Here is a 25,688-nt window from a genome sequence, read left to right as displayed (position 1 = left end):
AGAAGGAGTCGCTATGGAACAGTCAAATTTAGTGCTGCAAGTGACAAATCTAAGCAAAAAAATTCGCGGCAAGCAAATTATTCACGATGTCAGCTTTGAGGTGCGGGCGGGTGAAATTTTTGGGTTCCTTGGACCCAATGGCTCTGGCAAAACGACGACGATCCGCATGCTGGTCGATCTGATTAAGCCGACCTCTGGGCAAATACGGATTTGCGGGCATGATGTGCAAAAACAGCCGGAGCAGGCGCTTCGCCATATCGGGAGCATTGTGGAAAACCCTGAAATGTATGGATTTATGACGGGCTGGGACAATTTGCAGTATTTTGCCAATATGCTTGATGATGTGGATGAGGCGAGAATTAGCGAGGTTGTCGAAATCGTCAGTCTGACAGAGCGTATTCATGAAAAGGTCAAAACGTATTCGCTCGGCATGAAGCAGCGTTTAGGCATTGCCCAAGCGTTGCTCGGACGTCCGAAGCTGCTTATACTTGATGAACCGACGAATGGGCTTGATCCTCTGGGCATCAAGGAGCTGAGGGCTTTTGTGCGAATGCTTGCTGGAGAAGGCATCAGCCTGTTTATTTCAAGTCATTTGCTCAGTGAAATTCAACTGATGTGCGATAGAGTGGCCATTATTGACAAAGGCAGGGTGCTTGCCGTAGGCTCGGTGGACGAGCTGGTGCAGCAGGCAGGAACGTATGTATTATGGCAGCTGGAGCCTCGGGAGCAGGGTATTGCTTTGCTGCTGCAAGGCGGCAAGGCAGCAATCGTCTCGGAAGAGGAGCACCGTATCGATGAAAGCGTGCTTGCGAGCATGCCGGGGGCAGTCGTCACAACGATGCCGCTGGAGGATATTGCAGGTACCGTGAGCCGACTGGTGGCAGCAGGCATTAGCGTAGAAGGGGTGCACAAAGCCGCTCCTACACTGGAAGAATTGTTTTTGAACATGACGGAGGGGAAAAGCCTTGCATAAACTACTGCTTCTTACCGAGAATGAAACCTTGAAGATGTGGAAAAAAAGAAGGTTTCTCGTCATTATCCTCGTACTCCTTGTTATTATTCCAATGTTCACGTATGCTCAGTTAACCGTAGCCCAGAACAATAAAGACAAATTTGCCGACTGGCGCAATGAGGTGCTGCAGCAAATTACGGATATGCAAAACAGGCTGTCGAGCAATCGGATTCCTGAGGAGTGGAAAAAGCAGCAGCGTATAGCCGTGCAGCAGCTCCAATATTATTTGGACCATGATGTCAATCCGAGCAGCCCGAACGGCGTGACGTTCACGCGGGAATTCATGAATAATGCGGTAGGGCTGTTTATTCCGCTGCTGGTCTTGACCATTGCCTCTGATCTCGTATCCGGAGAACGCGGCACCGGAACGATCAAAATGCTGCTCACCAAGCCGGTTCGCAGATGGAAGGTGCTGCTTAGCAAGCTTGCGGCGCTTACGCTTTATGTATCGCTGCTTGTCGGGGTGATGGTGCTGCTTTGTTATTTGATATCGGGCATGTTTTTCGGCTATGGAGGCTGGGGCTTGCCGATATTTACCGGTTTTACAATCAATGGCAGCGAGGTCGACACAAGCTTTGTGCACGTTGTTCCCCAGTGGCTGTATATGCTCATGCAGACGGGACTCGTATGGCTGTCCGCCATGACCGTAGCGATTCTTTCCTTGATGGTATCGGTCCTTGTTAGAAGCACGGCGGCAAGCATGGTCATTATGATGGCTTCCGTTATTGCAGGAACGATCCTTTCGAGCATGTCCTCCTCATGGGAGAATGCCAAATATTTATTCGCCGTGAACCTCAATTTACCGACATATTTGGAAGGATCACCGCCGCCGATTGAGGGCATGTCATTTTCTTTTTCCCTTATCGTGCTTGCGATTTGGGCGATTGCGGGGCTTATTGTCTCGTTCAGCGTCTTTACTAAACAGGACATCTTGAATTAAAATAGCTTGAAGATACGGTAACGATGTAACAAGTGCTGCAGATAAGGGGGGCGCATATGGCAGAGCATACAGATGTTTTTACACAAGCACCGGCCGCGGATCGGAATTATGAGGCCGATGATATACAGATTCTTGAAGGCTTGACAGCCGTACGGAAACGTCCGGGAATGTATATAGGCTCTACGAGCAGCTCAGGGCTGCATCATCTCGTTTGGGAAATCGTCGACAATGCTGTCGACGAGCATTTGGCAAAGTTTTGTTCCGCCATTGAGGTAACTTTGCACAAAAACGGCTCCATTACGGTCTATGACAATGGACGAGGCATTCCGACAGGGATGCATAAAAGCGGCATTCCAACGCCGCAAGTTGTATTTACGATCCTTCACGCTGGTGGGAAGTTCGGCGGCGGGGGATATAAAAAATCAGGCGGCCTGCACGGCGTCGGCGCTTCGGTAACAAATGCGCTATCCGAATGGCTGGAAGTGGAAATTTTCCGTGATGGAAAAATACATAAGCTTCGGTTCGAATATTGGGTAGATGCGGATGGCAAGGAGCATGTCGGCGAGCCGACAACGGGACTCGAAGTGACGGGAACGACATCGCGTACGGGAACGAAGGTTACGTTTAAGCCGGATGGACGCGTGTTTCAGACGGGAACTACGCTAAATTACGATACTTTGGCGGAACGGCTTCAGGAAATCGCTTTTCTCAATTCGGGGCTGAAAGTGACGATCAAGGATGATCGCAGCGGCAAGCTTGATGTATTCCACTATGAAGGCGGAGCGCGCCAGTTCGTCGAGTTTCTCAATGAGGACAAGTCGGTGCTGCATGACGTCATTCATTTTACTGGCGAACGTGAGGATATCGAGGTTGAAGTGGCGCTTCAGTACAATGATGGCTATACGGAAACACTGGCTTCCTTCGTTAATGCCATTCCTACACGCGGCGGCGGTACGCATGAAACGGGCTTCAAAACTGCCTATACGCGCGTCATGAACGATTATGCCCGCAAAACCGCGATGCTGAAGGAGAAGGACAAAAATCTGGAAGGCAATGATCTGCGCGAAGGCATGATGGCGGTCATCAACATTAAGATGTCTGAGGTAGAGTTCGTCGGCCAGACGAAGGACCAGCTCGGCAGCGCATCTGCACGCGGCGTCGTCGATGCGATTGTGACGGAGAAAATGCAAGTGTTTCTCGAAGAAAATCCGCAGGTTGCGCAGCTGCTGCTCAAGAAGGCCGTTCAGGCTTCCAGGGCGCGGGAAGCGGCGCGCAAGGCGCGGGAAGATATGCGCAGCGGCAAGAAGAAGAGCGAAAGCTCCAATCTTGGCGGCAAGCTGACGCCGGCACAATCGAAGGATGTTACGCGCAATGAGCTGTTTATCGTCGAAGGCGATTCGGCGGGCGGCTCGGCCAAGCAAGGCCGTGATTCGAAGCATCAGGCGATTTTGCCGCTCAAGGGCAAGCCGATGAATCCGGAGAAAGCCAAGCTGCATGATATTTTGAAAAACGACGAGTATAAAATGATTATCGCCGCGATTGGTGCAGGCGTAGGCCCGGAATTTGATTCCGAGGAATGCAACTATCACAAAATTATTATTATGACGGATGCCGATACGGATGGTGCCCATATCCAGGTGCTGCTTCTGACGTTCTTCTATCGTTATATGAAGCCGCTCATTGACAGCGGACGCGTATATATTGCTCAGCCGCCGCTTTACAAGCTGACGCGGAAATCCGGCAAGCTGGAAACGGTGCGTTATGCATGGACGGATGAGCAGCTGCAAAATTATTTAAAGGAATTCGGCAAAAACTTTGAGCTTCAGCGCTATAAAGGACTTGGCGAGATGAATCCGGACCAGCTGTGGGAAACGACGATGAATCCGGAAACACGGACGATGCTGCAGGTGCAGATCGAGGATGCTGCGAAGGCGGAGCGCCGTGTGTCTGCGCTGATGGGCGACAAGGTTGATCCACGCAAGCGCTGGATTTTGGAAAATGTTGATTTTGCGGAATATCAGGAATAGGAGGCAAGCAGCATGAGCATTTTGGAACAGTTTCTTCCAGCTTTTCTTGAAGAAATCGTGGGCGATCGTTTCGGCCGCTACTCTAAATATATTATTCAGGACCGCGCCATTCCCGATGTGCGCGATGGCTTGAAGCCGGTACAGCGGCGTATTTTGTACGCAATGTACGATTCCGGCAATACGCCGGACAAGCCATATCGCAAGTCTGCGAAAACGGTCGGCGATGTAATGGGCAACTATCATCCTCACGGAGACTCGTCTATTTATGAAGGCATGGTGCGGATGGCACAGCCTTGGAAAATGGGACATATACTCGTTGACGGTCACGGCAACTGGGGCTCGATGGATGATGATCCCGCTGCGGCCATGCGTTATACGGAAGCTCGTTTATCTCCGCTGGCAATTGAACTGCTGAGAGATATTGATAAGCGTACGGTCATGTTCAAGGATAACTTTGATAATACGACGAAAGAGCCGGTTGTGCTGCCGTCTCGCTATCCCAATTTGCTCGTAAATGGGACCAGCGGCATCTCTGCCGGCTTTGCGACTGAAATACCACCCCATAACTTGCGTGAGGTCATTGATGGCTGTATCGCGGTTATGAACAGCCCAGAGACGACGCTCGAAGAGCTGATGCAAATTATTAAAGGGCCTGATTTTCCAACGGGCGGACTGATAATGGGTGAGGAAGGCATACGCGATGCTTATGCGACCGGCAAAGGCCGCATTTATTTGCGCGCCAAGACAGCGATTGAGGACATGCGTGGCGGACGCCAGCAAATTGTAATCACCGAAATTCCTTATCAGGTTGTCAAATCCCGCCTCGTGACGGCCATGGAAAACATTCGTCTGGAGAAAAAGGTCGAAGGTATCGCTGAGGTTCGCGATGAGAGCGGACGCAATGGACTGCGGATCGTTATCGAGCTGAAGAAGGATACGGATGCAAACGGCATTTTGGCTTATTTGCTTAAAAAGACGGATTTGCAGGTTGCCTACAGCTTTAATATGGTAGCCATCGTTAATAAAACGCCACAGCAGCTCGGCATACGCCAAATGCTGGATGCCTATATTGCGCATCAAAAGGAAGTTGTAACATTCCGTACGCAATATGATCTAGAAAAAGCGGAAGATCGTGCCCATGTGCTGGAAGGCCTTGTGAAGGCACTGAATTTGCTTGACGAAGTGATCGCAGCGATTAAAGCCTCCAAAAACCGTGCCGACGCACAGCAAAATCTCGTGCAGAAGTTTGCGTTCAGCGAGCGCCAAGCGGATGCGATTTTAACGTTGCAGCTCTATCGTCTGACGAATTTGGAAATTACGTCGCTGGAGAAAGAGCATAAGGAAGTAATGAAGCGCATCGCTTATTTGCGCAGTATTCTGAACAGCGATAAGAAGCTGATCGGTGTCATTCGTGATGAGATGATGGAAATTCATGCGAAATTCGGCATTAACCGCCGTTCGGATATTCAGGGAGAAGTAGAAGAGCTTAAGGTAAACCTTGAGGTAATGGTTACACCTGAGGAAGTGCTCGTTACACTTAGCAATGAAGGCTACATGAAGCGGACAAGCATGCTGTCGTTTACACGCTCTGGCGGTGAGGTTGGCAATGCGGGCGTGAAGGAAGGCGATATCGTCCGCGGCTTGTACGCTGTCAACACCATTGATAATTTGCTGCTCTTCACGAAAAAGGGACAATATTATACGCTGCCCGTCCATCAAATTCCTGAGTTCAAGTGGAAGGATACAGGGACCGCGGTCGTCAATATCGTACCGATTCCGAAGGATGATGCGATTATCAGCGTCATCCCCGTGAAGGATTTTAATGTTCCAGGCGCTTCGCTTGTCTTTGTTACCAAACGTGGACAGGTGAAGCGGACCGAGCTGAAGGATTACATGTCAACGCGCTCGACCGCGATTGCAGCCTGCAAAGTAGCCGAAGGCGATGAGGTCATTAAAATTATGCCGAGCGACGGTACGAAGCAGCTGATGCTCGTCAGCAAGCAAGGCTGGAGCATCCGGTTCTCCGAAAGCGAAGTAAACCCTATGGGACGTGTCGCTGGAGGCGTGCGCGGCATGCAGCTGAAGGAAGATGACGAACTGATTGCGGCAGATTGGGTTTCCGAGGATGAGGGAGAATTATTCGTCATCTCTGACCTTGGATATGCCAAGCGCTCGCTGCTGCTGGATTACCCTGTTCAGGGCAGAGGCGGCAAAGGCGTTCAGACGTTTGAATTTAAAGAAGGCAAGCGCGTGAAGCCGAATGGCTCAGCACTCGTTTATGCTGTTTATTGCAAGGAAGCGATTGATCTGATTGCGCTAACCTCATCCGGGGCTAAGCTGCCGATTACGACGGAGAAATCGGCGATTGATGATCGCAGATCGATAGGGCGGACTATCGTTCCGATCGAAAAAAATGATGCCATAACAGCGGTCATTGTCCGCCCGTCTGAAGTCATTCAATCATAAGGGCGATTAGGCGGATCAAAGCGTTCAATTAACTGGATCATCGCATCCAACATAACCCACAATGGTACGAGCTCATCCGGGCGATCGAGCCATTGTGGGTTTTTTATAATGCCGTAAGCTTTAATTTTGCGAATAATTTCGGCTTTCTCGTTGTCCATAGAGGTTCACTCCTTATGAGGTGAGGATGGCGAAATAGGGAAAGCGCCCAGATTCATTGTATGTCTACTCTTGTCAAAACGTTCGGGTATATCGCAGTTTGTGAGGGAAATTATTAATTGGGTTAACCTTTTATTCGACAATCTCGGATGGTATAATTGGAATTAAAGAGAAATTGGACAGGAAGCGGGTGCATGAATGGTTTCTGATGAATTTACTCGATTGTGGACGAAGCTAAGCAGAGAATGGAGGACAGGTCTGGAAGAGGGGCTGGCGCCGCTCACTGAAGGTCAGCTGAATGTGCTGGATTTATTGCTGCAGAACCAACCGATGAAGCCATCTGATCTATTGCAGCATTTGGCCACGACACCGGCAGCGATTACTACTTTGCTCGATCGTATGGAGCGCAATGAACTAATTGTACGTACAAGAGATACAGCCGATAGACGAATTGTATGGATATCCGTTTCCGGCAAAGGGAAATCAGAGGCACAGCGTGGCAAGGAAGTACGAACAAAGCTCATTTCCGAAGCGCTGGATCGGATTTCCTCCCATAATCAGCAGCTGCTTGTTTACTTATTAGGCAAGGTAGCGAATCGATAGTTTGGCCATTGCAGAAGGCAGGTGAACAGGCGAGCAAGGCAAGACGCCTGCGCTATATTCTGTGCATGAAACGGGCGTTGCCGTCTAAGGACAGCAACGCCCGTTAATGCTCACCCATCGATCTGCTGCCTCGCATGCTCTAAGAAGCTTCTAAGACATTGATTCGAGCCTTGTACGCAGCAGGCTGAGATTTTTTTTCAGAGAAGCATATAGATCCGGTGTGAGCAGCTTGCTTGACTGCTCCGCCAGCGTTTGCTCGACAGGCAGTATGCGATAGCGATAATTATGATCCGGTTTGTAGCGGTAGACCCAAGTCGGAATCGCTTCAATATCGGCAAGCTGGATGCTGCCGTCCCCGTTATTTTTGCGGATAAGCACTTGATAAATAACGCCATAATCCTTCGTGTCTCCACGCTGGTTGGAAATAAAATTGCCCATCGAATATATAATAAGTCCTTGGCGCTCGCGCCCGTTGTCATCCGTTGCCTCCAGCACCTCATAGGGCTGAATAACATGCGTATGCGAACCTGCAATAATGTCGGCTCCTTCCGCAATCAGCTTGCGGGCAAGCGTCTTCTGCTCCTCATTTGGCTTCGTCTGATACTCCGTTCCAAAATGTAGCGCCACCGTAACAAAATCAGCTCCTGCTTTCTTCAGCTTCTTAATGTCACCAATCATTTTTTGCTCGTCAATTAGCGGAACCATGTAGGGTTTTCCTTTAGGAATAGCAATGCCGTTCGTACCATATGTGTATGCGAGCAGCCCCATGCGAATCCCGTTTTTTTCGACGATAATATTTGTATCCGCTTCCTTTTGTGTGGCGGCGGAGCCTTTTATTATAAATCCTTTCTCCTTCATATGCGCAAGCGTCAGCAGCAGCCCTTTCTCGCCTTTGTCGAGCACATGATTGTTCGCATTGGTCAGTATGTTGAAGCCGGCGTTTTGCAGCGCATCAAGCAGGGCAACGGGCGCATTAAACGTCGGGTAACCGGTATATTCGAACGCTGATCCGGCAACAGGCGTTTCTAAATTCGCCAAAACCCAGTCGCCTTCCTTCAATATCGGCTCAACATCTTGAAAGAAAGGGTCAAAGTTATAGCTTTTCGTTTTTTTATTATAGGCCCCTGGCAGCTCCGGGGAGTGCATCATAATATCGCCAACTGCGACCCATAGCGCTTCCTGATAGCTATTAGAAGGGCTGGATGGGGGAGAGGCTGCTTCCTGCGTTGTTGTCGGCACTGGTGATGGGTCAGATGAAGGCACAGGGGAGGTCGTTGCACTAGGAGCTGTTGTCGGTTGTGCGCTGGCGCCTGATTCCGACGTCATTGGCAGCGTGGAATCGCCGCTGTTAGCGGTAAAGCTAGCGGTAAATGGTAATGAGCTTGCTAGCGTCGGGAAAAAAACAATAAGGAGTCCTGCTGCTGCCAGCAGCAGCAGGAGCAAATTGACGGCAAGATGAATTTTAGTCCTTCGGCGCATATGCGGAATCTCCTTCAGCCAAGTAGACGTCTGCTGCGGCTTCCAGCTCGGCTTGCGGCCACCAGCCCCAAGCTTTCGAGCCATAAGGGATGGAGCGGAAGCAGACGTGTTCCTTCGTTATGGGATGGGAAACCGAAACGGAAGTAGACCAAAGTGCGATATCGGCAACGCCGCCCGTTTGCGGCGCTCCATATTTGCGGTCGGCCACCAGCGGACAGCCGATAAAGGCCATTTGCGCGCGAATTTGATGAGGCCGCCCCGTATGCAGCATGACAGCTACCAAAGAATAACGGTCTGAACTGGATATAACGGTATATTCCAGCACAGCTTCCTTCGCTTCAGGCGCTTCCTGCTTGAATACGGTCACCTGATTCAGCTTCGCATCCTTGCGAATAAAGTGGCGAAGCTTGCCGCTTGCCGCATGAGGCTTGCCATGTACGACGCACACATAGGTTTTGCCAAAATTTCGGCTGCGGACAGCTTCGGAGAGCCGTGAGGCCGCTTTGGAGGTTTTGGCGAACAGCATTGCGCCGCCTACAGGCTGATCAAGCCGGTGAATAAGGCCGAGAAATACATTTCCCGGCTTATCGTGGCGTTTTTTTAAATCGCGTTTCAGCAGTGTCAGCATATCCGGCGTACCGGTGTGATCCTCTTGGGAGGGAATGCCCGGCTGCTTTACAACTGCCAAAATATGATTGTCCTCAAACAGCACTGGAATTTCGCCAATGCTGCCCCCAGAGGAGCCTGCCATTAGACAGACTCCCAGCGGCCCAATATGCCACAAGGCAGGTTAAGCCCGGATGCGGTAATAGGCAGGCCAATTTCGCCGCAATGAATGGCCCCGCCGAAGCGTTTCGCCATCGTCATATGGAGCAGATTATGAAGCACGGATGGAGATAGTCCCGTCGTGTACGAATTAATCAGCATAAACAATGGATTATCGGATAAAATCGTCGTGCAGAACTCAAGGAATGGGAACAGGTTCTCTTCCAGCTTCCATGTCTCGCCATTCGGGCCGCGTCCATAGGATGGCGGGTCCATAATAATAGCGTCATATTGACGGCCACGACGCTGCTCGCGTTGCACAAATTTGAATACATCATCGGTAATGAAACGGATTGGCTTGTCGGACAGCCCGGACAGCTGGGCGTTTTCTTTTGCCCACTGCACCATGCCCTTGGAAGCATCGACATGAACAACCTCTGCGCCGGCTGCTGCTGCGGCAACAGTAGCTCCACCGGAATAAGCAAAAAGGTTCAGTACGCGAATCGGACGGTCCGCTGTGCGGATTTTGTCCATCATCCAGCTCCAGTTCACCGCTTGCTCAGGAAATAGCCCCGTATGCTTGAAGCTTGTCGGCTTAATATGAAAGGACAGCTCTCCGTAGGAAATCGTCCAGCGCTCAGGCAGCTGGGAATTGAACTGCCATTCGCCGCCGCCCGAGGAGCTGCGATGATAGTGGCCGTCTGTTTTTTGCCACAAGCCGTCTTCCTTCGTTATGGGCCAAATAATTTGCGGGTCTGGCCTGCGAAGAATATAGGAGCCCCAGCGCTCAAGCTTATCTCCATTTCCTGTATCTATTACCTCGTAATCTCTCCATTTATCTGATACGTACATGATTTTAGTATTCCTTCCCAATTTCAAAATTTGTATTATAATATTATGGTCAACGCTAATTATAGCGAAGCAAACAAGTTGAAGCAATTAGGAGAGGATATTTATTCGAAAGGGATTTTGGGGATGGATCGCTGGACTTGCTGCAGGCGTGCTTATATTTGCATTAACTGCACAGCAGGCTGTGCGCCTGGAGCTGTCACAGCTGGACAAAGAAATAGCCGCATTCGCTCAGCAAATGCGGGGAGAAGGCTGGACAGCTTTTTTTAGAGTGCTGTCTTATATGGGATCTTCGCTATTTATTATCGCAGCGACTTTTGCGCTTTTTCTATGGTTCGGCTGGCGCAGCGGCTGGCTGAAAGCAGCACCGATTATAGTTGGTACTGGACTTGTATACATAACGAATACTTTGGCCAAAATGGCGTTTGACCGGGGTCGGCCAGAGGAGGCTTGGGGAATAGAGGCAGCTAGCACAAGCTTCCCGAGCGGGAATGCCATGATGGCGCTTTCGCTTTATGGGTTGGCTGCTATATGGATTGGAAGGGATGCCTGGTTCAGTCAAACGACGAAGCGGATCAGCTATGTACTCGCCGGATTGCTTATTCTATTAATGGGCGCCTCAAGGCTTTATTTCAACGTCCATTACGCAACGGACATTATTGGCGGTTATGCAGCCAGCTTTGCTATCCTCGCACTGATGATGGCCGTTCTGACGGCTCGCCGCTAACGAAGGCAGCAGGGCATTACGATGGCTAAGATTTATTCAGACTCGCGTAGGACACTAAGCATCTTGTCAATGGACGCTTTTCGCTTGTCTTCATCCATATGATTCAGCAGCCGCAGCAGCTCTTGCGTTTCTTCCCTGGCTAGCCCAGCCTCTTGCTGGCGGGTTTCACCTTCAATAATATAATCCGTCGTTACATGAAAAAAGAAGGCGAGCTTAATCAGCGTTTCATATACAGGCTGGCGATTGTTAATTTCGTAATGACTGTAGGCTGATCGGGTGATTCCGATCGCACGGGCAACGGCTTCTTGCGAAAGATTTTTTTGTAAGCGGAGTTCCTTCAATCGGTCTCCCATCGTCATTTTAGTGGCTCCTTCAAAAAGGCTGAAATAATAATACAAGCTTAACTATTAATTTATGATACAAAATGTATCATTGTCAATAGTTTTGGCGAAATTAGCAGGAAATATCTGTATTTAGGGAGGGTGAATAAACAGTGGTACTAACCTTTGAATGTGTTTGCGGCAATCAAACCGGACTGTTCGCAACCGGAGATCGAGATGATCAGGGACGCGAATATTTGGAAGCGGAGGACGATGATCGCATCAGCTGGGTCGTGGGCGAGACAGGCATATTGTTCAAATGCTCCTTCTGCGGTCATACGTACCGATTAGAGAAGCAATAGCTTGTCGGGAGAGGTACCTTTTCGGAGTGGCATAATAATGAGATTGAGTCATCCGTACAACTTGAGTGAGATATGGGATTCAATCTTTTTTTATGTACGTACAAGTTAGGGTGGCAATGCTGCTAACAAAAAGCCGGATTTTACGCTTTACGCGTAAAGTTCGGTTTTTTTTGCTTTTGTTTGTCACAAAAGAGGAGGCTTCTTTGTCTTATCTTATGAGAACCGAAAAACACCAACCTACTAGGAGGAATTTATAATGAAATTAAGAGTAAACTATCGCACGGCGAACCCGGCTGTATTTAAAGCGTTGATGGAATTGGAGAAAGCAGCATCAAGCTCCGGCATTGATCCTATCACCTATGAGCTCATTAAGCTGAGGGCGTCGCAAATCAATGGCTGTGCTTTTTGTCTGGATATGCATAGTGAGGATCTTATGAACAAGGGCGAAAGCATGCAGCGCATTATGCTGCTAAGCGTATGGCGAGAAGCGCCAATTTATACGGAGAAGGAATGTGCCGTTTTGGAATTGACCGAGCATGTGACTCAGGTTTCGGAAGCGGGAGTGCCGGATGAGCTGTACAATCGGGTGAGAGACTATTATGATGAAGCGGAATATACCGCATTAATTTTAGCGATTATTACGATCAACAGCTGGAATCGAATTGCCATTTCAACCAGCATGTTCCCTGGCTGCTTTGACTAAAGGGACATTATAGGCATTTATAAATTTGGTTATTTTGTTGAGGGAAAGGAAGTTTTGGACGCGAGATGGCGGATACTCAGGTGTTGTGGAAAGTAGCAGAGTGGTATGCGGATTATAAGTCGCTGCTTAGCTCGCTTGCATACAAGCTGCTTGGATCACGGCAGGAGGCGGACGATGTCGTCCAGGATGTTTTTGTGACGCTTCAGTCGGCGGAGCCTTATCCGCTGAGCAATGTCAAAGCCTATTTGTGCAAAATGACGGTCAATCGCTGTATGAATGTGCTGCAATCTGCCCGCCACAAGCGAGAAGCTTATGTCGGCGAATGGCTCCCGGAGCCATGGAGCGGCGATTATGGCGATGAGCCTTTGGAGCAGCTTGCGCGCAGGGAAACGATCAGCTATGCAATGCTCGTCATGCTGGAGCATTTAGCCCCATTAGAGCGTGCTGTATTTGTGCTGCGTGAAGGCTATGGATATGGCTACGATGAGCTTGCTGAGCTGGTAGGCAAGTCAGAGGCAAACTGTCGCAAAATTTTAAGTCGTGCCAAGCAGGCGCTTGACCTGTACCGCCAGCTTCCACAATCGCATGCTGAAGAAAGAGAGCTAACGGTGGACGCAGCTGCATTGGAGCCATTTGTTGCGGCATTTGAACAGGCCGATATTGGGAAGCTGCTTGCGTTGATGCGTCAAGATGCTGTGCTTATCACCGACGGCGGGGGCAAAGTTACTGCAGTGAGACGGCCCGTTATTAGCGCACGCCGCGCTGTCATACTGTTGCGGAGAATGTCTACGCACAGTCTGCACGCTGCGAGCCTATCTGTCTCCATCATAAACGGGCAGCCAGCGCTCGTCTTTCGCCGTGAAAAGGCTGTACAGGCGGTTATATGTCTGGAATGGGTTCATACGGAGGCCGGCAGCCGTATCAAGCGTATTTATACGATGTATAATCCGGATAAGCTATCGCTTATTTAATGTGAGGTTCTACTCATAATTTGCTTGCTGGATGCAGAACATAAAGCTGAGCAAGCAGCAAATGAATGAGGGGGAACAGCATGATGAAGCGTATGACACTCCGGCTGCTAAGCCTGTGTTTGGCTGTATGGCTAGGCTGCCTTGGCATGGGCAGCGCGTTTGCACAGCCGGGGGTTTATCATTTCGGGTTTAAGAAAAGCGCAGGAGGACAGCTGCCTTCGATTAATGAGGAGGGCTTTAAAGGCATCGTCCAGCAAAATGGGGCGATTTTCCTCGGCGATACGAAGCAAAAGGAGCTCTATCTGACCTTCGATAATGGCTATGAAAATGGCTATACGGCCAAGGTACTGGATACGCTTAAGGCCAAGGGTGTTCCTGCCGCTTTTTTTGTAACGGGTCATTTCATTAAAGATCAGCCGGAGCTAGTCAAGCGAATGGCGTCGGAAGGGCATATCGTTGGCAACCATTCCTGGAGCCACCCGGATATGACACAGCTAAGCTCAGGACAAATTCAGACCGAGCTCCAAAAGGTGGAGGAGCAGTCGGCTCTGCTGACGGGCCAACAGCAAATGGCGTATTTGCGTCCGCCAAGAGGCATTTTCAGCAATCAGGTGCTTGCTGTCAGCAAGCAGGCTGGATATACAAGCGTATTCTGGTCGGTTGCCTATAAGGATTGGGACATTAACAGCCAGAGGGGCGCAGCATATGCCCAGGATCAAGTGATGCGCCAGCTTCATCCGGGAGCCGTTATATTGCTGCATTCGGTTTCCTCCGACAATGCTGGGGCCTTAGGAGCGATTATAGACGGTGCTAGGGCGCAAGGCTATACGTTCAAAAGCTTGGATCAGCTGACCAATCGCAGCTATTGATATCTACAGGCTGCTTTGCAAGTCGAATGGTTGCAGCCGAATACGATGAGTAAAAATGGAAGATATGCATAGATAAAAACCAACCCCGTGCTGCCCTAACTAGAGCACGGGGTTGGTTTTATGTGTATACTGGGCATGCTGTACGCAGGAAGAGCGCCGTTATGTGTTATTTTGTTCCAGCGGTATATTGGGCACTTGGAAGTTCAACGGTCCAGCCAAATGGGTCGGCAATGACGCCCGTTTGGATGCCTGTTAACGTCTCATACAGCTTGCGTGACAAAGGACCTGTCTCTCCGCCGCGCAGCAGCAGCTGCTCATCGAGGTAATGCAGCTCTCCAATTGGAGAAATAACCGCTGCCGTACCCGTTCCGAAAGCTTCCTCCAGCGTATCGTTATGATAAGCCTCGACAAGCTCGTCAATGGATAGCTTGCGCTCCTCAACGGGAATGTTCCACGATTTAAGCAGCTCAATAATCGATTTGCGCGTAATGCCGTCGAGAATGCTGCCATTCAGCGCCGGAGTTACAATTGTGCCATTGATGCTGAAAAAGACATTCATGCTGCCAACTTCCTCTACGTATTTACGCTCAACACCGTCCAGCCACAACACTTGCGTACAGCCTTTAGCTGCCGCTTCTTCCTGAGCTTTCAGTCCTGCGGCATAGTTGCCGGCTGTCTTGGCATTGCCGACGCCGCCTTTAACCGCACGTACATACTCGGATTCCACAAAAATTTTCACCGGATGAATGCCTTCCGCGTAATACGAGCCGACTGGCGAAAGGATAATCATAAACATGTAGTTTTGCGAAGGGGCTACACCAAGTGATGATTCATTCGCAATAATGAACGGACGAACGTATAGGGATGTTTTATCCTCATCAGGAATCCAGTCCTGATCAACAGCAATGAGTTGCTTCAAAGCTTCCAGCGCAATTTCCTCGTCAAGATGCGGAATGCTCAGACGTTCGTTAGAGCGGTTAAGCCGTTTAAAGTTTTCTTCCGGACGGAACAGCAGTATGCTGCCTTTATCTGTGCGATACGCTTTCAAACCTTCGAACACCGTTTGTCCGTAGTGGAACACCTTGGAAGCAGGGTCGAGCGTAATCGGCTGGTAAGGAACGATTCTTGGGCTATGCCAGCCTTTCGATGCTTCATAGTCCATAATGAACATATGGTCGGTATAATATTTTCCAAACCCTAGTTGATCGGCTTGGGGCTTTGTTTTTTTGGTAGCAGCTAATTCAATGGCAATCGGTTGGCTCATTTTAGAATCCTCCCACTTATATTCGTGATAGTCGTGTAGTTGAATCGTACCACTTAACCAAGTATATTGATAATATCTGTTTTGTCGGATCATCATACTTTTTAGGTATAGGAGAGTGCATATGGATATACGTCAGCTCAAATACTTTCTGGCGATCGCCAAGGAGGGGCAGATTACGCGCGCCGCCAAGCTGCTGAATATGGAGCAGCCTCCGCTTAGTCGCCAATTAAAGCAAATGGAGCAGGAGCTGAACGTCACTTTATTTGACCGCAATGGAAAAAGCCTTGTGCTGACCCACGCGGGAGAGCTGCTGCGCGATAAGGCAGAAAGCTTAGTCAACCAATTTAATGAAACGATGCAGGAGGTGCGAGAGCTCGATGCGGGCATTCAGGGCGTGCTGCCTATTGGCTCGGTCGTTTCCTGCATTTCGCTGCTGCCGCCTGTCATTGAGCGGTTTCGGGACAAGCATCCCGAGGTGACGTTTAAAATTTGGGAAGGCGATCATTATTTGCTGGGCAGCCAGCTGGAGAAGCGCAGCATTGAGCTTGTCGTTGCCAGACTCCCGTTTGAATCGGCGTCTGATTCACTGCCTTATTCGATTTTGCCGCTGCCATCCGATCCGTTTGTAGCCGTACTGCCCTCAAAGTGGAGCACAGATCCACACAAGCAATCGATGCAGATGAGCGAGCTTAAGGATTTGCCGTTTCTTGCCCTCAAGACGGAGCGGACAACGGCGATGCATGAGAAGGTGATGATTGAATGCCGCGCTCATGGCTTTGAGCCGAAAATCATCTGCGAATGCTCCAGCGTCGCCATTATAATGGCACTTGTGGCAGCTGGGATCGGCGTTACCGTCTTTCCCAAATCGGTCATGGCCTCTTTCCCGCTGCCAACGATTCGCATGCTGGCCATCACGGACACGGATTTTCAATCAGATGTCGGTATCGTTTGGCTCAGGAATCGTTATCTTTCCAATGCCGCCCGTCATTTTATTCAAATGTTTCAGCAATAGCCGCCGCTTCGGGCTCTTCCGGCGTTATTTTGAATTTGCGCGTTTCCTCCCGCAGCTCAGTAGAGAGCGATGTTAACGCTTCTGACGAAGCGCTCATTTGCTGAACGGTCGCCATTTGCTCCTCCGAGAAGGAGGAAATGTTGCGAATGTCCTCGGCAATGCTTTGCGACATCGTAGCTAGGCGTTCCGACAAATCAGCCATCGTGCGCGAGTCATCGCCAAAATGGCTGACAGCCGCTGTAATTTCTCCAATATGAAGTGAAGCTTCTTGTACGGAGGTATCGATATTACGGAACGACTGGCCGGCCTGCTGGACCACCTTCATGCCCGCTTCCGTTTCTTCAATACCTACGCCAATCGAATGGGAGGCGGTATTCGTATCCTTTTGAATATTGGCGATGAGCTCGAAAATTTGTTCTGCGGAGACGCGTGCTTCCTCTGCGAGCTTGCGCACTTCGCTTGCAACGATTGCAAAACCTTTGCCTTGCTCGCCCGCATGGGCCGCTTCTATTGAGGCATTCAAAGCGAGCAGATGCGTCTGGCTGGCAATCGCCGTAATGACATCGGCAATGGCGCCGATCTCCTGCGACCTTGCCGAGAGCTGATGAATGATCGCGAATGTCTCTTCCGTCGAATGTTTTATCTTCTCCATTTGAATAACGGTTTGTTCAATAACTGAGCCGCCATAATTTACCTCTTGAACGACTAGGGCAGACGCATTCAGGCTAATATCCGCGGACTGCTTCATCATTTCAGCCCGTTCGAAGTTGCTTTCGGCTTTATGACGTGCACCCAGCATACCCTCATGCTGCTGCTGGACTTGCCCGGATATCGTAATGATATGAGCCGTTAGCTGTTTCGCGGCCACTGTATTTTTCTCCGAGCCGTCATGTAAAAGCAGGGAAGAGGTAGCTACTTGCTCTGCTCCTTGATTGATTTGTCCGATGAGCTGCAATAAATATTGCTTCATTCGGTTGATTGCCCGGGCGGTTTCACCAATTTCGTCATTTTGCTTCAGGGTTAGCTCAGAAACGAGTAAGTTTCCGTCAGCAATTTGTTCAATGTTTCGCGATATGCGAACAACAGGCTCTGCTATGTAATGGCTGATGGCTCGTGCAACAATTAAGCCAAGCAATATAATGAGACACGTAAGAAGCGGAAAAAGCAATTCGGCAACGCTAGCGTTTTTTTCTGAACTGTCGTCCTGAAGAAGGGTATTCAGCTGTTGCTGCTCATAGTCAAGCCATGCGCTGACTTTATCGGATGCTCCAGCATTTGTCGCTGCTGCGGCCGCATCGGCCAGAAGCTGTTGTCTCTCTGTATTGACGATGCTTTGCTTCAGTGCAGCATAATCCTTATCCTTGAGATTTAGCTCAAAATAGGAGAGGCCTGACAAACCGATAATTAAGACGAGAATGATTGAAAATCCGGCCATGATTTTTTTGCGAAGCGTAAAGGTTAGCAGCTGATTGAATTCAGATTTAAAGTCGTTCACCACAGTTCCTCCTGATATTTATAGAATGATTTTTGGCATGTTCTTGTCGAATAATAACTGTTGTTGTCAGTTAATGTTATTGTACAATATAATCATTTTGTACCGTTAATACTATTTTTGTGATTCTTAAGGACTAAGGAGCTGAAGGCGTGTATCAACAAAAGCATTTGAAAAGGCTTGAAATGGGATCTTTTATATTAAGAATCGTAATGGGAATCATCTTTATATTTCACGGTGTCGACAAGTTTGTTATGGGGATGGATAGCGTTTCGACGATGTTCAATAACTTTGGCATTTCGGGATTTTTCGCCTATGTGATAGCAACTCTTGAGGTAGTGGGCGGAGCTGCGCTGATTCTCGGCCTTGAAACCAAAATATTTGCCGCCTTATTCGGCATTCAAATGATTGTTGCGACCTTGTATGTATCGTGGGAAAAAGGCTTGATCAACGGCTTTGAAATTGATTTGCTGCTCTTTGCCTGCTGTGTCCATTTGACCATGAATGGCAGCAGCTGGCTATCGCTCGACAATGTGTTTCACGGCGGCAGAAGAAGGGTTCAGTCAGAGGAAGCCTAAGCCTTTACGATACCTGTCATTGAGCGAGGACTGGCTTTTGTATATAATGAGGATACGTATGGGGTGAGCTTGACGAGAAAGGTTGGAATGATGCAGTTGCCAAATGGAGAAAAGACGGCGGAGACAGAATCATCGAAGCGTTTACAGCCGATTACAACGCAATTCATGCAAACTGAAGGCAAAGCGCTCGTCTTGCAGCGCGCTGATCCGTGGATTTATAAGCATGTAGACGGCTGGTATTATTTCACGGCAACTGAGCCGGATTATAATTATATTGAGCTGCGCCGCTCGCAGACGATCGTTGGTTTAGCTGATGCGGAGCCGGTTGCAATCTGGCACAAGCATGAAAGCGGCGAGATGAGCGAGAAAATTTGGGCCCCTGAAATTCATTTTATCGCTGGCCGCTGGTACATTTATTTTGCTTCGGGCAGGACGGATGCAAGCTTTGCTCATCGTACATATGTGCTTGAAAATGAAAGCGTTAATCCGCTGAAGGGTGCATGGACGGAGAAGGGCAAAATCATAATGAACTGGGAGTCCTTCAATCTGGATGCTACGACGTTTGAGCATAAGGGAGAGCGCTATCTGGTTTGGGCGCAAAATGATCCAGCGATTAAAGGCAATACGAACCTGTACATCGCGGCGATGGAAAACCCTTGGACGATTCGCGGGACTCAGATTATGATCGCAACCCCAGAATACGATTGGGAAAAAATCGGCTATTTGGTTAATGAGGGGCCAGCGGTCATTAAACGGGGCGGCAGCATTTTCATCAGCTATTCTGCAAGCGCTACCGATTTTCATTATTGCGTCGGTTTGCTTACGGCATCTGAGGACAGTGACCTGCTTGCTGCTGCTTCGTGGACGAAATCGCCGGAGCCGGTATTTAAGACGGATGAGGGGCGCGATCAGTATGGGCCGGGCCATAACGGCTTCACTGTAGCGGAGGATGGCGAGACGGATGTATTCGTGTACCATGCCCGCACCTATAAGGAGATTGAGGGCGACCCGCTAAATGATCCGAATCGTCATACGTTCGTCAAGCAGCTGCATTGGTCGGAGGATGGCAAACCTGATTTTAAGGTCTGGAATGAAGGCTGGACAAGGTGAAGGGGCTGTCGCCGTCCTCTGGCGGCGCGGCGCGTTTCATTCCGAGAAATAGAGAGAAAGGATGGAAACATCCTATCCTTTCCTATGTTTTCAAAAAAAGTGGCCCACATCTCTGTGGGCCTGTCCTAGTTATATGATCAACTGTGGGGTTGATAGTTATTATTATATAAACAAAACCTTAGTCGAACCTTAAAGAACTTTGTCTAACGATTGTCTAAAACGTGAATGATTGACGTCAAATGTGACAAAATTCGCTATAAGGTTGAAAAAATGCTCAAATCCAGCTGAAGCCCTTGCTTTAGCTGGATTTTTTTGAAATATAATCCTATGATAATGATCACCCTTATTTATGGACTTATTTTTCACCCATGAAATTGTAGCTTTGCAGCCAGGCGGTTTTCGTAGTTTTCACTTTCGTCGATTAAGCCATGGGGAAACTGTCACAATTCAGCATTCTTTATTGTGATTTCAATCACAATCAAAAACGTATTCCTTGTTTATACTGGTGAAGATCAAGTTTGAAGGATACTTAAACCCGTGAGGAGAGTGCGATGATGCTGAGTGAGAAGACCATTGCCACAATTAAATCTACCGTTCCTGTATTGGAAGTCCACGGTACGACAATTACGAAGCATTTCTATGAAACGATGTTTGCGGCTCATCCGGAGCTGCTTCATATTTTTAACCATGCCAATCAAAAACAAGGCAAGCAGCAAGCAGCGCTCGCAAATGCGGTTTACGCTGCCGCTCTTCATATTGATAATTTGGCTGCTATATTGCCAGTTGTGAAGCAAATTGCCCATAAGCATAGAAGCTTGGGGATTTTGCCAGAGCATTATCCGATTGTTGGGAAATATTTGCTTGCAGCGATCAAGGATGTGCTGGGCGATGCGGCTACGGATGATATTTTGCAGGCGTGGGCAGAGGCCTATGGTCTTATTGCCGATGCGTTTATCGGCGTGGAGAAGGAAATGTATAAGCAGGCAGAGCAGCAGCATGGCGGCTGGGAAGGGTTCCGGGCTTTTGTGGTCAATAAAAAGGTTCAGGAGAGCGACAACATTACATCCTTCTACCTCCTGCCGGAGGACGGCGGTGCAATTGCAAGCTTTAAAGCTGGGCAATATGTGAGCATGAAAAGGGAACTGCCGAATGATGCTTTTACCCATATTCGCCAATATAGTTTATCGGACTCGCCAAGCAAGCCTTATTACCGCATTTCGGTCAAACGCGAGGATGGGCGGGATGACCAGCCTGCTGGCAAAGTGTCCGTGTCTTTGCATGAGCATTTGCGCGAAGGAGATATCGTTCATTTGTCAGCACCGGCGGGCGATTTTACCGTGGATTTGGAGGATACGCGGCCTGTCGTGCTCATTAGCGGCGGCGTTGGGCTGACACCGATGATGAGTATGCTGCATGCTGTAGTGGAAGCCAGTCCAGAGCGGCCGGTTACCTTTATCCATGCGACCACGAATGGAGACACGCATGCGATGAAGGAGCAGGTAACCGCGCTTGCCGGCCGTCACCCGCAGTTGTCCGTCTTCTACTGCTATACGCAGCCTACGGCACATGACAAGGCGCTTAAAGATTACCACAAGGAAGGGCTGATCAATTTCCCATGGCTTCGCACAGCTATTCCGACGACGGATGCCAGCTTTTATTTTTGCGGACCACAGCCGTTTATGAAAATGATCAATCGCGCCTTGCGGGTGTTTGACGTTCAGGCTTCCGATATTCATTTTGAGTTTTTTGGTCCGGCTGAAAGCTTGAACGATGGGCAAGGCGAGCAGCAGGAAACAGCCGATACCGTTTAATTAGAAGGAGGCTTTCTTCCCTGCGCTCTCGGTGGCCTTTGCGCGCAGCAGCCGATTGACTGTTTCGCGGCGCAGCCCGATCAGCTGTCCAATTTCATCCTGCGTCAGCACATCGCAAAGGGTAGCTGGTGAAATATACTGGTCGAACCATTGCTCCAGCTTGCGGAGCTTATCAATCGGTGCGGCCTGCGTCAATTGATCGATGCGCTGCTGCATCATGCGCAGCTTGTTTTGCAGCAGCAGCGCAATATCGCGGCATTTTTCCGGCTCGCTCTCCAGCGTTTGGTACCATTCTCGGGGCGGCAACACCTCAATATTGCAGGTGACCAGCGCTACAGCTGTTCCGTGATACGCCTGCTGGGTAATGAGCGAATGATGGGGAATCGTTTCTCCAGCGGTGATAATATTCATTAGAATGGGATTGCCATCCTCATGCAGGCGAATAATTTTGAGCATCCCGCTTTTAATGTGGTAGAGCGGTCCTAGCTCTCCTTGACGGAACAGTGTTTCTCCTTTATGAAGCAGCATAACGAGCATCTTCCTTCCTAGTATTTCTTATATATAAATGATAACGGCATTTCATAGAAGGGATCAATCAGTGCCAGGCTGATTGGTCTTTTTTTTGCAATATACACATGCATAAGCTATTCTTTAGTGACCTATCTCACAGTGGTTTGGCACATTATACTGGTACATTGAAATAAATGAGAACAGCTTTTGAAAGGACGACCTTCTAATGAACATACACAAGGAGAAGAACGATAGCAAGCATCAGAGAAAAGCAGTGACGCTAGGCGATGCGCAACAGGCCTTGCTCGATCGGGTCCATCAGGCCGGTACGGTCAAAATAGCACTGGCCGATGCAGCAGGCTATGGCTTGGCCGAGAGTATTCACGCACGAGAAGCGATTCCGCATTTTCGCCGCTCCGGCATGGATGGCTACGCCATCAGAACGGCGGATTTGCAGCAGCTACCTGTTATGCTGGAAGTTATTGAACAGCTGCCAAGCGGAACTGTGCCGACAAAAGTGATTGTGCCTGGCACAGCGGCACGAATTATGACCGGCGGGATGGTGCCGGATGGTGCCGATGCCGTCATTATGCTGGAAATGACGGAGGAGGCCGAAAAGGCTGGTCAGCCTTATGTCATGCTGCGCAAGGCGGTACCCGCTGGAGCGAACATATCGCCAATCGGCCAAGAAGCACTTGCTGGTGAGCTAATGCTGGAGGCGGGCGAACGGATCGGGCCGGGGCAGATGGCTCTGCTGAGCGCACTCGGCTGCGCGGAGGTTCGTGTGCACCGCAAGCCGCTCGTTGCGATCGTTTCAACCGGGAGCGAGCTGTTGTCCATTAATGAGCCGCTGGAAGGCGCCAAGATCAGAAACAGCAATATTTATATGCTGGCGGCCCAAGTGCGGGCATGCGGCGCTGAACCGCTTTTCGTGGAGCACATTGCTGATGATTATGCGAACGCTGAAAGCATGCTGTACAAGCTGCTCGCAAGCGACGTGGATATCGTGATTGCAACGGGAGGCGTATCTGTCGGGGATTATGATATTATCGCTAATTTTTTCCAGCAGTGGGAAGGGGAAACGCTGTTTAATAAAATCGCGATGCGCCCAGGCAGTCCAACGAGCGCAGGCATATGGAGGAATAAACTGTTTTTTGGATTGTCCGGCAATCCAGCAGCATGCTTTATCGGCTGTGAATTATTGGTGCGTCCCGTATTGCTCGCCATGCAGGGGGAGCACAAGTCAGTTGATATTCAGGGGCATGATGCTTTTCTTGCAGCCGATTATAACAAGGTTAATGCCTATCCCCGCTATGTACGGGGCATTCGATATTTCAATAACGGACTGGTGTACGTTAAGCAAGAGGGTGTGGATATGTCGAGCGCGCTGGTTACGTTAAAGGATGCAAACTGCCTAATCGTCATTCCGCCTACGAAGACAGGCATCAAGGCGGGGACGCTTGTTACGGTCATTCCTCTTGCCGCTTCTACTTTATAAGATTGGGCAGTCCTGCACTGTACAAATTTGTCCTGTAGCGTATGCCATGAAAAAGCGCCGCCCGTTCACCTCCCGAGCTATATTCGGAAGGGAAGAGAGGCGGCGTTGTGCGGCACAGCATAATTAGTAGTTGATGCGCACGGGATTATTGCGCAGCCGCCACATTCGGCCATCCTAGGCGTCTAAATCAAGAGTCTGCTGCCGAGACGGCAGCGGCAGTGCTAACGCGGTCAACAGCGTCCTCCTTCATACGTTTGCGCGTATTCCAGTCAAAACGCCGCGCATTGCTCCAAAAATTATATTCTCCTGTATAGTACCCCTGTTCATCTACCTCGAGCTTTTTGCGGGCAATCATTTTGACATAACCAATGACGCGGCTGAAGGTGGCGATATCGTCGCTGCCGCATACAGGACAGGCGTGAATGTTTTTTCCATCCTCAGCGACGATTTGCTGGCTGCAAGTAAGACAGCTTGTCAGAGTCGGCGTGAGCGTAATATATTGAATCGGCTTCTCGAAAATTTTCTTTAAATAATCGGCGAGCCTCTCCGGAGCAAGCTTCGTTTCAAGGAAATGATGCAAAATGCTGCCAGAGGTCGCATAAGCCTGAAATTCAGCGCTGTTCTCCACCTGGCGAAGAAAATCATCTTCGCTGAACGGCAGCATGCAGCCCGAGGTTAAATAAACGTTATCCCCTGTACCCTGTACGAAAATACTGCGATCATGGTTTTTCGCCCATTTAACATCATGACGGGCCAGCTTGATCGCGGCATTTTCACCCGGTGCATATTCGATGCCGCAGGCAACCTGATCGCGGATGATAAATTCATTGATCGTCTCTGTCATGAACTGCATGATTCGGTGGGCGAGCTGCTTGCCTGCCTCATTGTTCATCCCGCCCTCATAGCCGATATTGATTAGCCCCTCATGCATGCCAGTAACGGCAAACACATTAAAATAATTGGACAAATCACGGTTTAAGGCGAAAAAGGTCGGATACAGCTCTTTGTTTTGCTCAATCCACTTGCGCTTGGCCATATGGCCTTCCTGCATAATGTTCAGCAGCTCCTTGATTTTCGCAAGCAGCGTATCTTCATGTCCACCGTATTCCATTAGGACGCGGTTCATGTTTAAATTAAGAACTTGTACGGCACCGGTAGAACCAGTGGAGCTGCCAAAAATCCCGCTTCCGAGACGTGACAATATCGTTAAGTCTATTTGCAGTCGGCAGCACAAGCTGCGGCTGACCTCGGGATCACGCGGTTTAATATAAGGGTTCAGACGGCGATAATGCTCGCTCTCGAACGGCTTGCTGCGGAAGTTTTCGAAATAAACGCCGCCCCATTGGTACATGCCATCCAGCAGCTCTAGAAACAACGGATTGCTATAGTCAAAAAAATCGTCAATCGGTACTGTCAAAAGCGGAAAGGTGAACGGGATGCCATTGCCTGTACCTTGCTTCATCACCGCAATAACCGCCTCGTTAATCCGGTCAAAGTAGGCGGATGGAATTTCCTTGTAGCGCATGTCCAGCGGCGAGCCGCCAATGACGACAAAATCATCCTTGATTTCATCAGAAGGCTTGCCAAATTCTAGCGTAATGTTAGTGAAGGCAGATTGCGAACCACCGCGCAGCGGCATATTCATTTCCCAGATCAAGCTTTGGAACAGCTGCTCAAGCTCCTCGGCGGTGAAGATATGGCCTCTGACAGTCTCCTCATAATAGAGATAGGAGGCGGATACCGTCGTCATCTGCGAAAGCATGACAGCGCCGGATACCTGCTGCGACATCAGTACGACGAGATTGCTAAAATGCCGCAGCAGCGTTTCGAGCTTTTTTGTCGGCTGCGAGGACATCATATTTTTCGCCAGTGTTGGGATGCCGTTCGCCGCAATATCCTTGCAGCCTACACTTAGGCAATAAGGGCTAAGCTGCTTGTCGTGAATGTACACAACGCCATCCCAATAGAGCTCGGTAAGCGCGGGCGGCAAAATATGCTCCAGCAAATACTCCTCCTCGGCAAAATTATTCAAATTATGGCGCAGCAGCGGCAGCGAGTAGACAAAGTTGCTGTTTTCTCTTTTCAAGTAGTCGGCTTGCTTCGTCTCGGACCCGGAAGTAAACGTGCGGATAATATCGGTAGATTGGCTAAACATCATCGGCCT

General features: G+C 49.5%; 24 protein-coding genes. 15 read left to right on the top strand and 9 right to left on the bottom strand.

Annotation, left to right across the window (positions count from 1 at the left end):
• Positions 1-13 precede the first annotated feature (13 nt).
• Genes ACSR9A_RS12050 through gyrA form a run of 4 tightly spaced genes read left to right on the top strand, consistent with a single transcriptional unit; the run spans position 14 to position 6,445 of the window.
• Positions 14-973 carry an ABC transporter ATP-binding protein gene (locus ACSR9A_RS12050; protein WP_341278089.1) on the top strand — a complete coding sequence of 320 codons (960 nt, stop codon included), beginning with the start codon at positions 14-16 and terminating at the stop codon, positions 971-973.
• Positions 966-1,952 carry an ABC transporter permease gene (locus tag ACSR9A_RS12045; RefSeq protein WP_473757458.1) on the top strand — a complete coding sequence of 329 codons (987 nt, stop codon included), beginning with the start codon at positions 966-968 and terminating at the stop codon, positions 1,950-1,952. The genes ACSR9A_RS12050 and ACSR9A_RS12045 overlap by 8 nt, the downstream gene beginning before the upstream one ends.
• 56 nt (positions 1,953-2,008) lie before the next feature.
• Positions 2,009-3,979, top strand: coding sequence for a DNA topoisomerase IV subunit B (parE, locus tag ACSR9A_RS12040; protein WP_473757457.1), 1,971 nt, complete (start codon positions 2,009-2,011; stop codon positions 3,977-3,979).
• Between the two features lie 12 nt (positions 3,980-3,991).
• A complete protein-coding gene (gyrA, locus tag ACSR9A_RS12035; RefSeq protein WP_473757456.1) occupies positions 3,992-6,445 on the top strand; it encodes a DNA gyrase subunit A in 2,454 nt (817 codons plus the stop codon).
• Here the strand turns inward: gyrA and ACSR9A_RS12030 are convergent.
• Complete coding sequence (locus ACSR9A_RS12030) at positions 6,436-6,603, bottom strand: hypothetical protein (protein ID WP_172455590.1); 168 nt, start codon at positions 6,601-6,603, stop codon at positions 6,436-6,438. The two genes, gyrA and ACSR9A_RS12030, sit on opposite strands and share 10 nt — an antisense overlap.
• Positions 6,604-6,799: 196 nt before the next feature.
• Between ACSR9A_RS12030 and ACSR9A_RS12025 the strand changes: the two genes are divergently transcribed.
• Positions 6,800-7,204, top strand: coding sequence for a MarR family winged helix-turn-helix transcriptional regulator (locus ACSR9A_RS12025; protein ID WP_341278085.1), 405 nt, complete (start codon positions 6,800-6,802; stop codon positions 7,202-7,204).
• Between the two features lie 150 nt (positions 7,205-7,354).
• Here the strand turns inward: ACSR9A_RS12025 and ACSR9A_RS12020 are convergent, their stop codons facing one another.
• Genes ACSR9A_RS12020 through ACSR9A_RS12010 form a run of 3 tightly spaced genes read right to left on the bottom strand, consistent with a single transcriptional unit; the run spans position 7,355 to position 10,300 of the window.
• Positions 7,355-8,683, bottom strand: coding sequence for a CapA family protein (locus ACSR9A_RS12020; protein ID WP_473757455.1), 1,329 nt, complete (start codon positions 8,681-8,683; stop codon positions 7,355-7,357).
• A complete protein-coding gene (locus ACSR9A_RS12015) occupies positions 8,667-9,434 on the bottom strand; it encodes an RluA family pseudouridine synthase (RefSeq protein ID WP_473757454.1) in 768 nt (255 codons plus the stop codon). The genes ACSR9A_RS12020 and ACSR9A_RS12015 overlap by 17 nt, the downstream gene beginning before the upstream one ends.
• Positions 9,434-10,300, bottom strand: a complete 867-nt coding sequence (locus ACSR9A_RS12010) for a class I SAM-dependent methyltransferase (RefSeq protein ID WP_341278082.1) — start codon at positions 10,298-10,300, stop codon at positions 9,434-9,436. Before ACSR9A_RS12010 ends, ACSR9A_RS12015 begins: the two co-directional genes overlap by 1 nt.
• A 148-nt stretch (positions 10,301-10,448) precedes the next feature.
• On the opposite strand from ACSR9A_RS12010, the gene ACSR9A_RS12005 reads away from it, so the two are divergent.
• Positions 10,449-11,024, top strand: coding sequence for a phosphatase PAP2 family protein (locus ACSR9A_RS12005; RefSeq protein ID WP_473757453.1), 576 nt, complete (start codon positions 10,449-10,451; stop codon positions 11,022-11,024).
• Between the two features lie 32 nt (positions 11,025-11,056).
• Here ACSR9A_RS12005 and ACSR9A_RS12000 read toward each other — a convergent pair whose 3' ends face one another.
• Positions 11,057-11,383: a helix-turn-helix domain-containing protein gene (locus ACSR9A_RS12000; protein WP_473757452.1), complete on the bottom strand. Its 327-nt coding sequence runs from the start codon at positions 11,381-11,383 to the stop codon at positions 11,057-11,059.
• Between the two features lie 134 nt (positions 11,384-11,517).
• Between ACSR9A_RS12000 and ACSR9A_RS11995 the strand changes: the two genes are divergently transcribed.
• From ACSR9A_RS11995 to pdaA, 4 genes are all read left to right on the top strand, one after another.
• Positions 11,518-11,706 carry a hypothetical protein gene (locus tag ACSR9A_RS11995; protein ID WP_341278079.1) on the top strand — a complete coding sequence of 63 codons (189 nt, stop codon included), beginning with the start codon at positions 11,518-11,520 and terminating at the stop codon, positions 11,704-11,706.
• A gap of 256 nt (positions 11,707-11,962) precedes the next feature.
• Positions 11,963-12,409, top strand: coding sequence for a carboxymuconolactone decarboxylase family protein (locus ACSR9A_RS11990; RefSeq protein ID WP_473757451.1), 447 nt, complete (start codon positions 11,963-11,965; stop codon positions 12,407-12,409).
• Positions 12,410-12,474: 65 nt separating this feature from the next.
• Positions 12,475-13,380 carry a sigma-70 family RNA polymerase sigma factor gene (locus tag ACSR9A_RS11985; RefSeq protein WP_473757450.1) on the top strand — a complete coding sequence of 302 codons (906 nt, stop codon included), beginning with the start codon at positions 12,475-12,477 and terminating at the stop codon, positions 13,378-13,380.
• An 83-nt stretch (positions 13,381-13,463) separates the two neighbouring features.
• Positions 13,464-14,249 (top strand): delta-lactam-biosynthetic de-N-acetylase, encoded by a 786-nt coding sequence (pdaA, locus tag ACSR9A_RS11980; RefSeq protein WP_473757990.1) that lies wholly within the window; start codon positions 13,464-13,466, stop codon positions 14,247-14,249.
• Between the two features lie 166 nt (positions 14,250-14,415).
• On the opposite strand, the gene ACSR9A_RS11975 is transcribed toward pdaA, so the two are convergent.
• The gene (locus tag ACSR9A_RS11975; protein WP_341278076.1) at positions 14,416-15,513 is read right to left on the bottom strand and encodes a branched-chain amino acid aminotransferase; all 1,098 of its coding nucleotides are present in this window, start codon (positions 15,511-15,513) and stop codon (positions 14,416-14,418) included.
• Between the two features lie 121 nt (positions 15,514-15,634).
• Between ACSR9A_RS11975 and ACSR9A_RS11970 the strand changes: the two genes are divergently transcribed.
• On the top strand, positions 15,635-16,525 hold the full coding sequence (locus ACSR9A_RS11970; RefSeq protein WP_341278075.1) for a LysR family transcriptional regulator: 891 nt from the start codon (positions 15,635-15,637) through the stop codon (positions 16,523-16,525).
• On the opposite strand, the gene ACSR9A_RS11965 is transcribed toward ACSR9A_RS11970, so the two are convergent.
• Complete coding sequence (locus ACSR9A_RS11965) at positions 16,503-18,020, bottom strand: methyl-accepting chemotaxis protein (protein ID WP_473757449.1); 1,518 nt, start codon at positions 18,018-18,020, stop codon at positions 16,503-16,505. The two genes, ACSR9A_RS11970 and ACSR9A_RS11965, sit on opposite strands and share 23 nt — an antisense overlap.
• A 149-nt stretch (positions 18,021-18,169) precedes the next feature.
• Here ACSR9A_RS11965 and ACSR9A_RS11960 point away from each other — a divergent pair, with 149 nt between their 5' ends.
• The 3 genes from ACSR9A_RS11960 (at position 18,170) to hmpA (ending at position 21,516) form a co-directional block, all read left to right on the top strand.
• The gene (locus ACSR9A_RS11960; protein ID WP_473757448.1) at positions 18,170-18,595 is read left to right on the top strand and encodes a DoxX family protein; all 426 of its coding nucleotides are present in this window, start codon (positions 18,170-18,172) and stop codon (positions 18,593-18,595) included.
• Between the two features lie 165 nt (positions 18,596-18,760).
• Entirely contained in the window at positions 18,761-19,705 is a 945-nt protein-coding gene (locus ACSR9A_RS11955) for a glycoside hydrolase family 43 protein (protein ID WP_473757988.1), read from the top strand.
• Between the two features lie 554 nt (positions 19,706-20,259).
• A complete protein-coding gene (gene hmpA, locus ACSR9A_RS11950) occupies positions 20,260-21,516 on the top strand; it encodes an NO-inducible flavohemoprotein (protein ID WP_473757987.1) in 1,257 nt (418 codons plus the stop codon).
• Here hmpA and ACSR9A_RS11945 read toward each other — a convergent pair whose 3' ends face one another.
• Positions 21,517-22,044, bottom strand: coding sequence for a Crp/Fnr family transcriptional regulator (locus ACSR9A_RS11945; protein ID WP_473757447.1), 528 nt, complete (start codon positions 22,042-22,044; stop codon positions 21,517-21,519).
• 208 nt (positions 22,045-22,252) lie between these two features.
• Between ACSR9A_RS11945 and ACSR9A_RS11940 the strand changes: the two genes are divergently transcribed.
• Positions 22,253-23,524: a molybdopterin molybdotransferase MoeA gene (locus ACSR9A_RS11940; protein ID WP_473757446.1), complete on the top strand. Its 1,272-nt coding sequence runs from the start codon at positions 22,253-22,255 to the stop codon at positions 23,522-23,524.
• Between the two features lie 187 nt (positions 23,525-23,711).
• Here ACSR9A_RS11940 and nrdD read toward each other — a convergent pair whose 3' ends face one another.
• On the bottom strand, positions 23,712-25,679 hold the full coding sequence (gene nrdD, locus ACSR9A_RS11935) for an anaerobic ribonucleoside-triphosphate reductase (RefSeq protein ID WP_473757445.1): 1,968 nt from the start codon (positions 25,677-25,679) through the stop codon (positions 23,712-23,714).
• Positions 25,680-25,688: the final 9 nt, after the last annotated feature.

It is taken from the genome of Paenibacillus sp. R-74696 (assembly GCF_055814915.1).
This window is presented reverse-complemented; position numbering and strand designations above follow the sequence as displayed.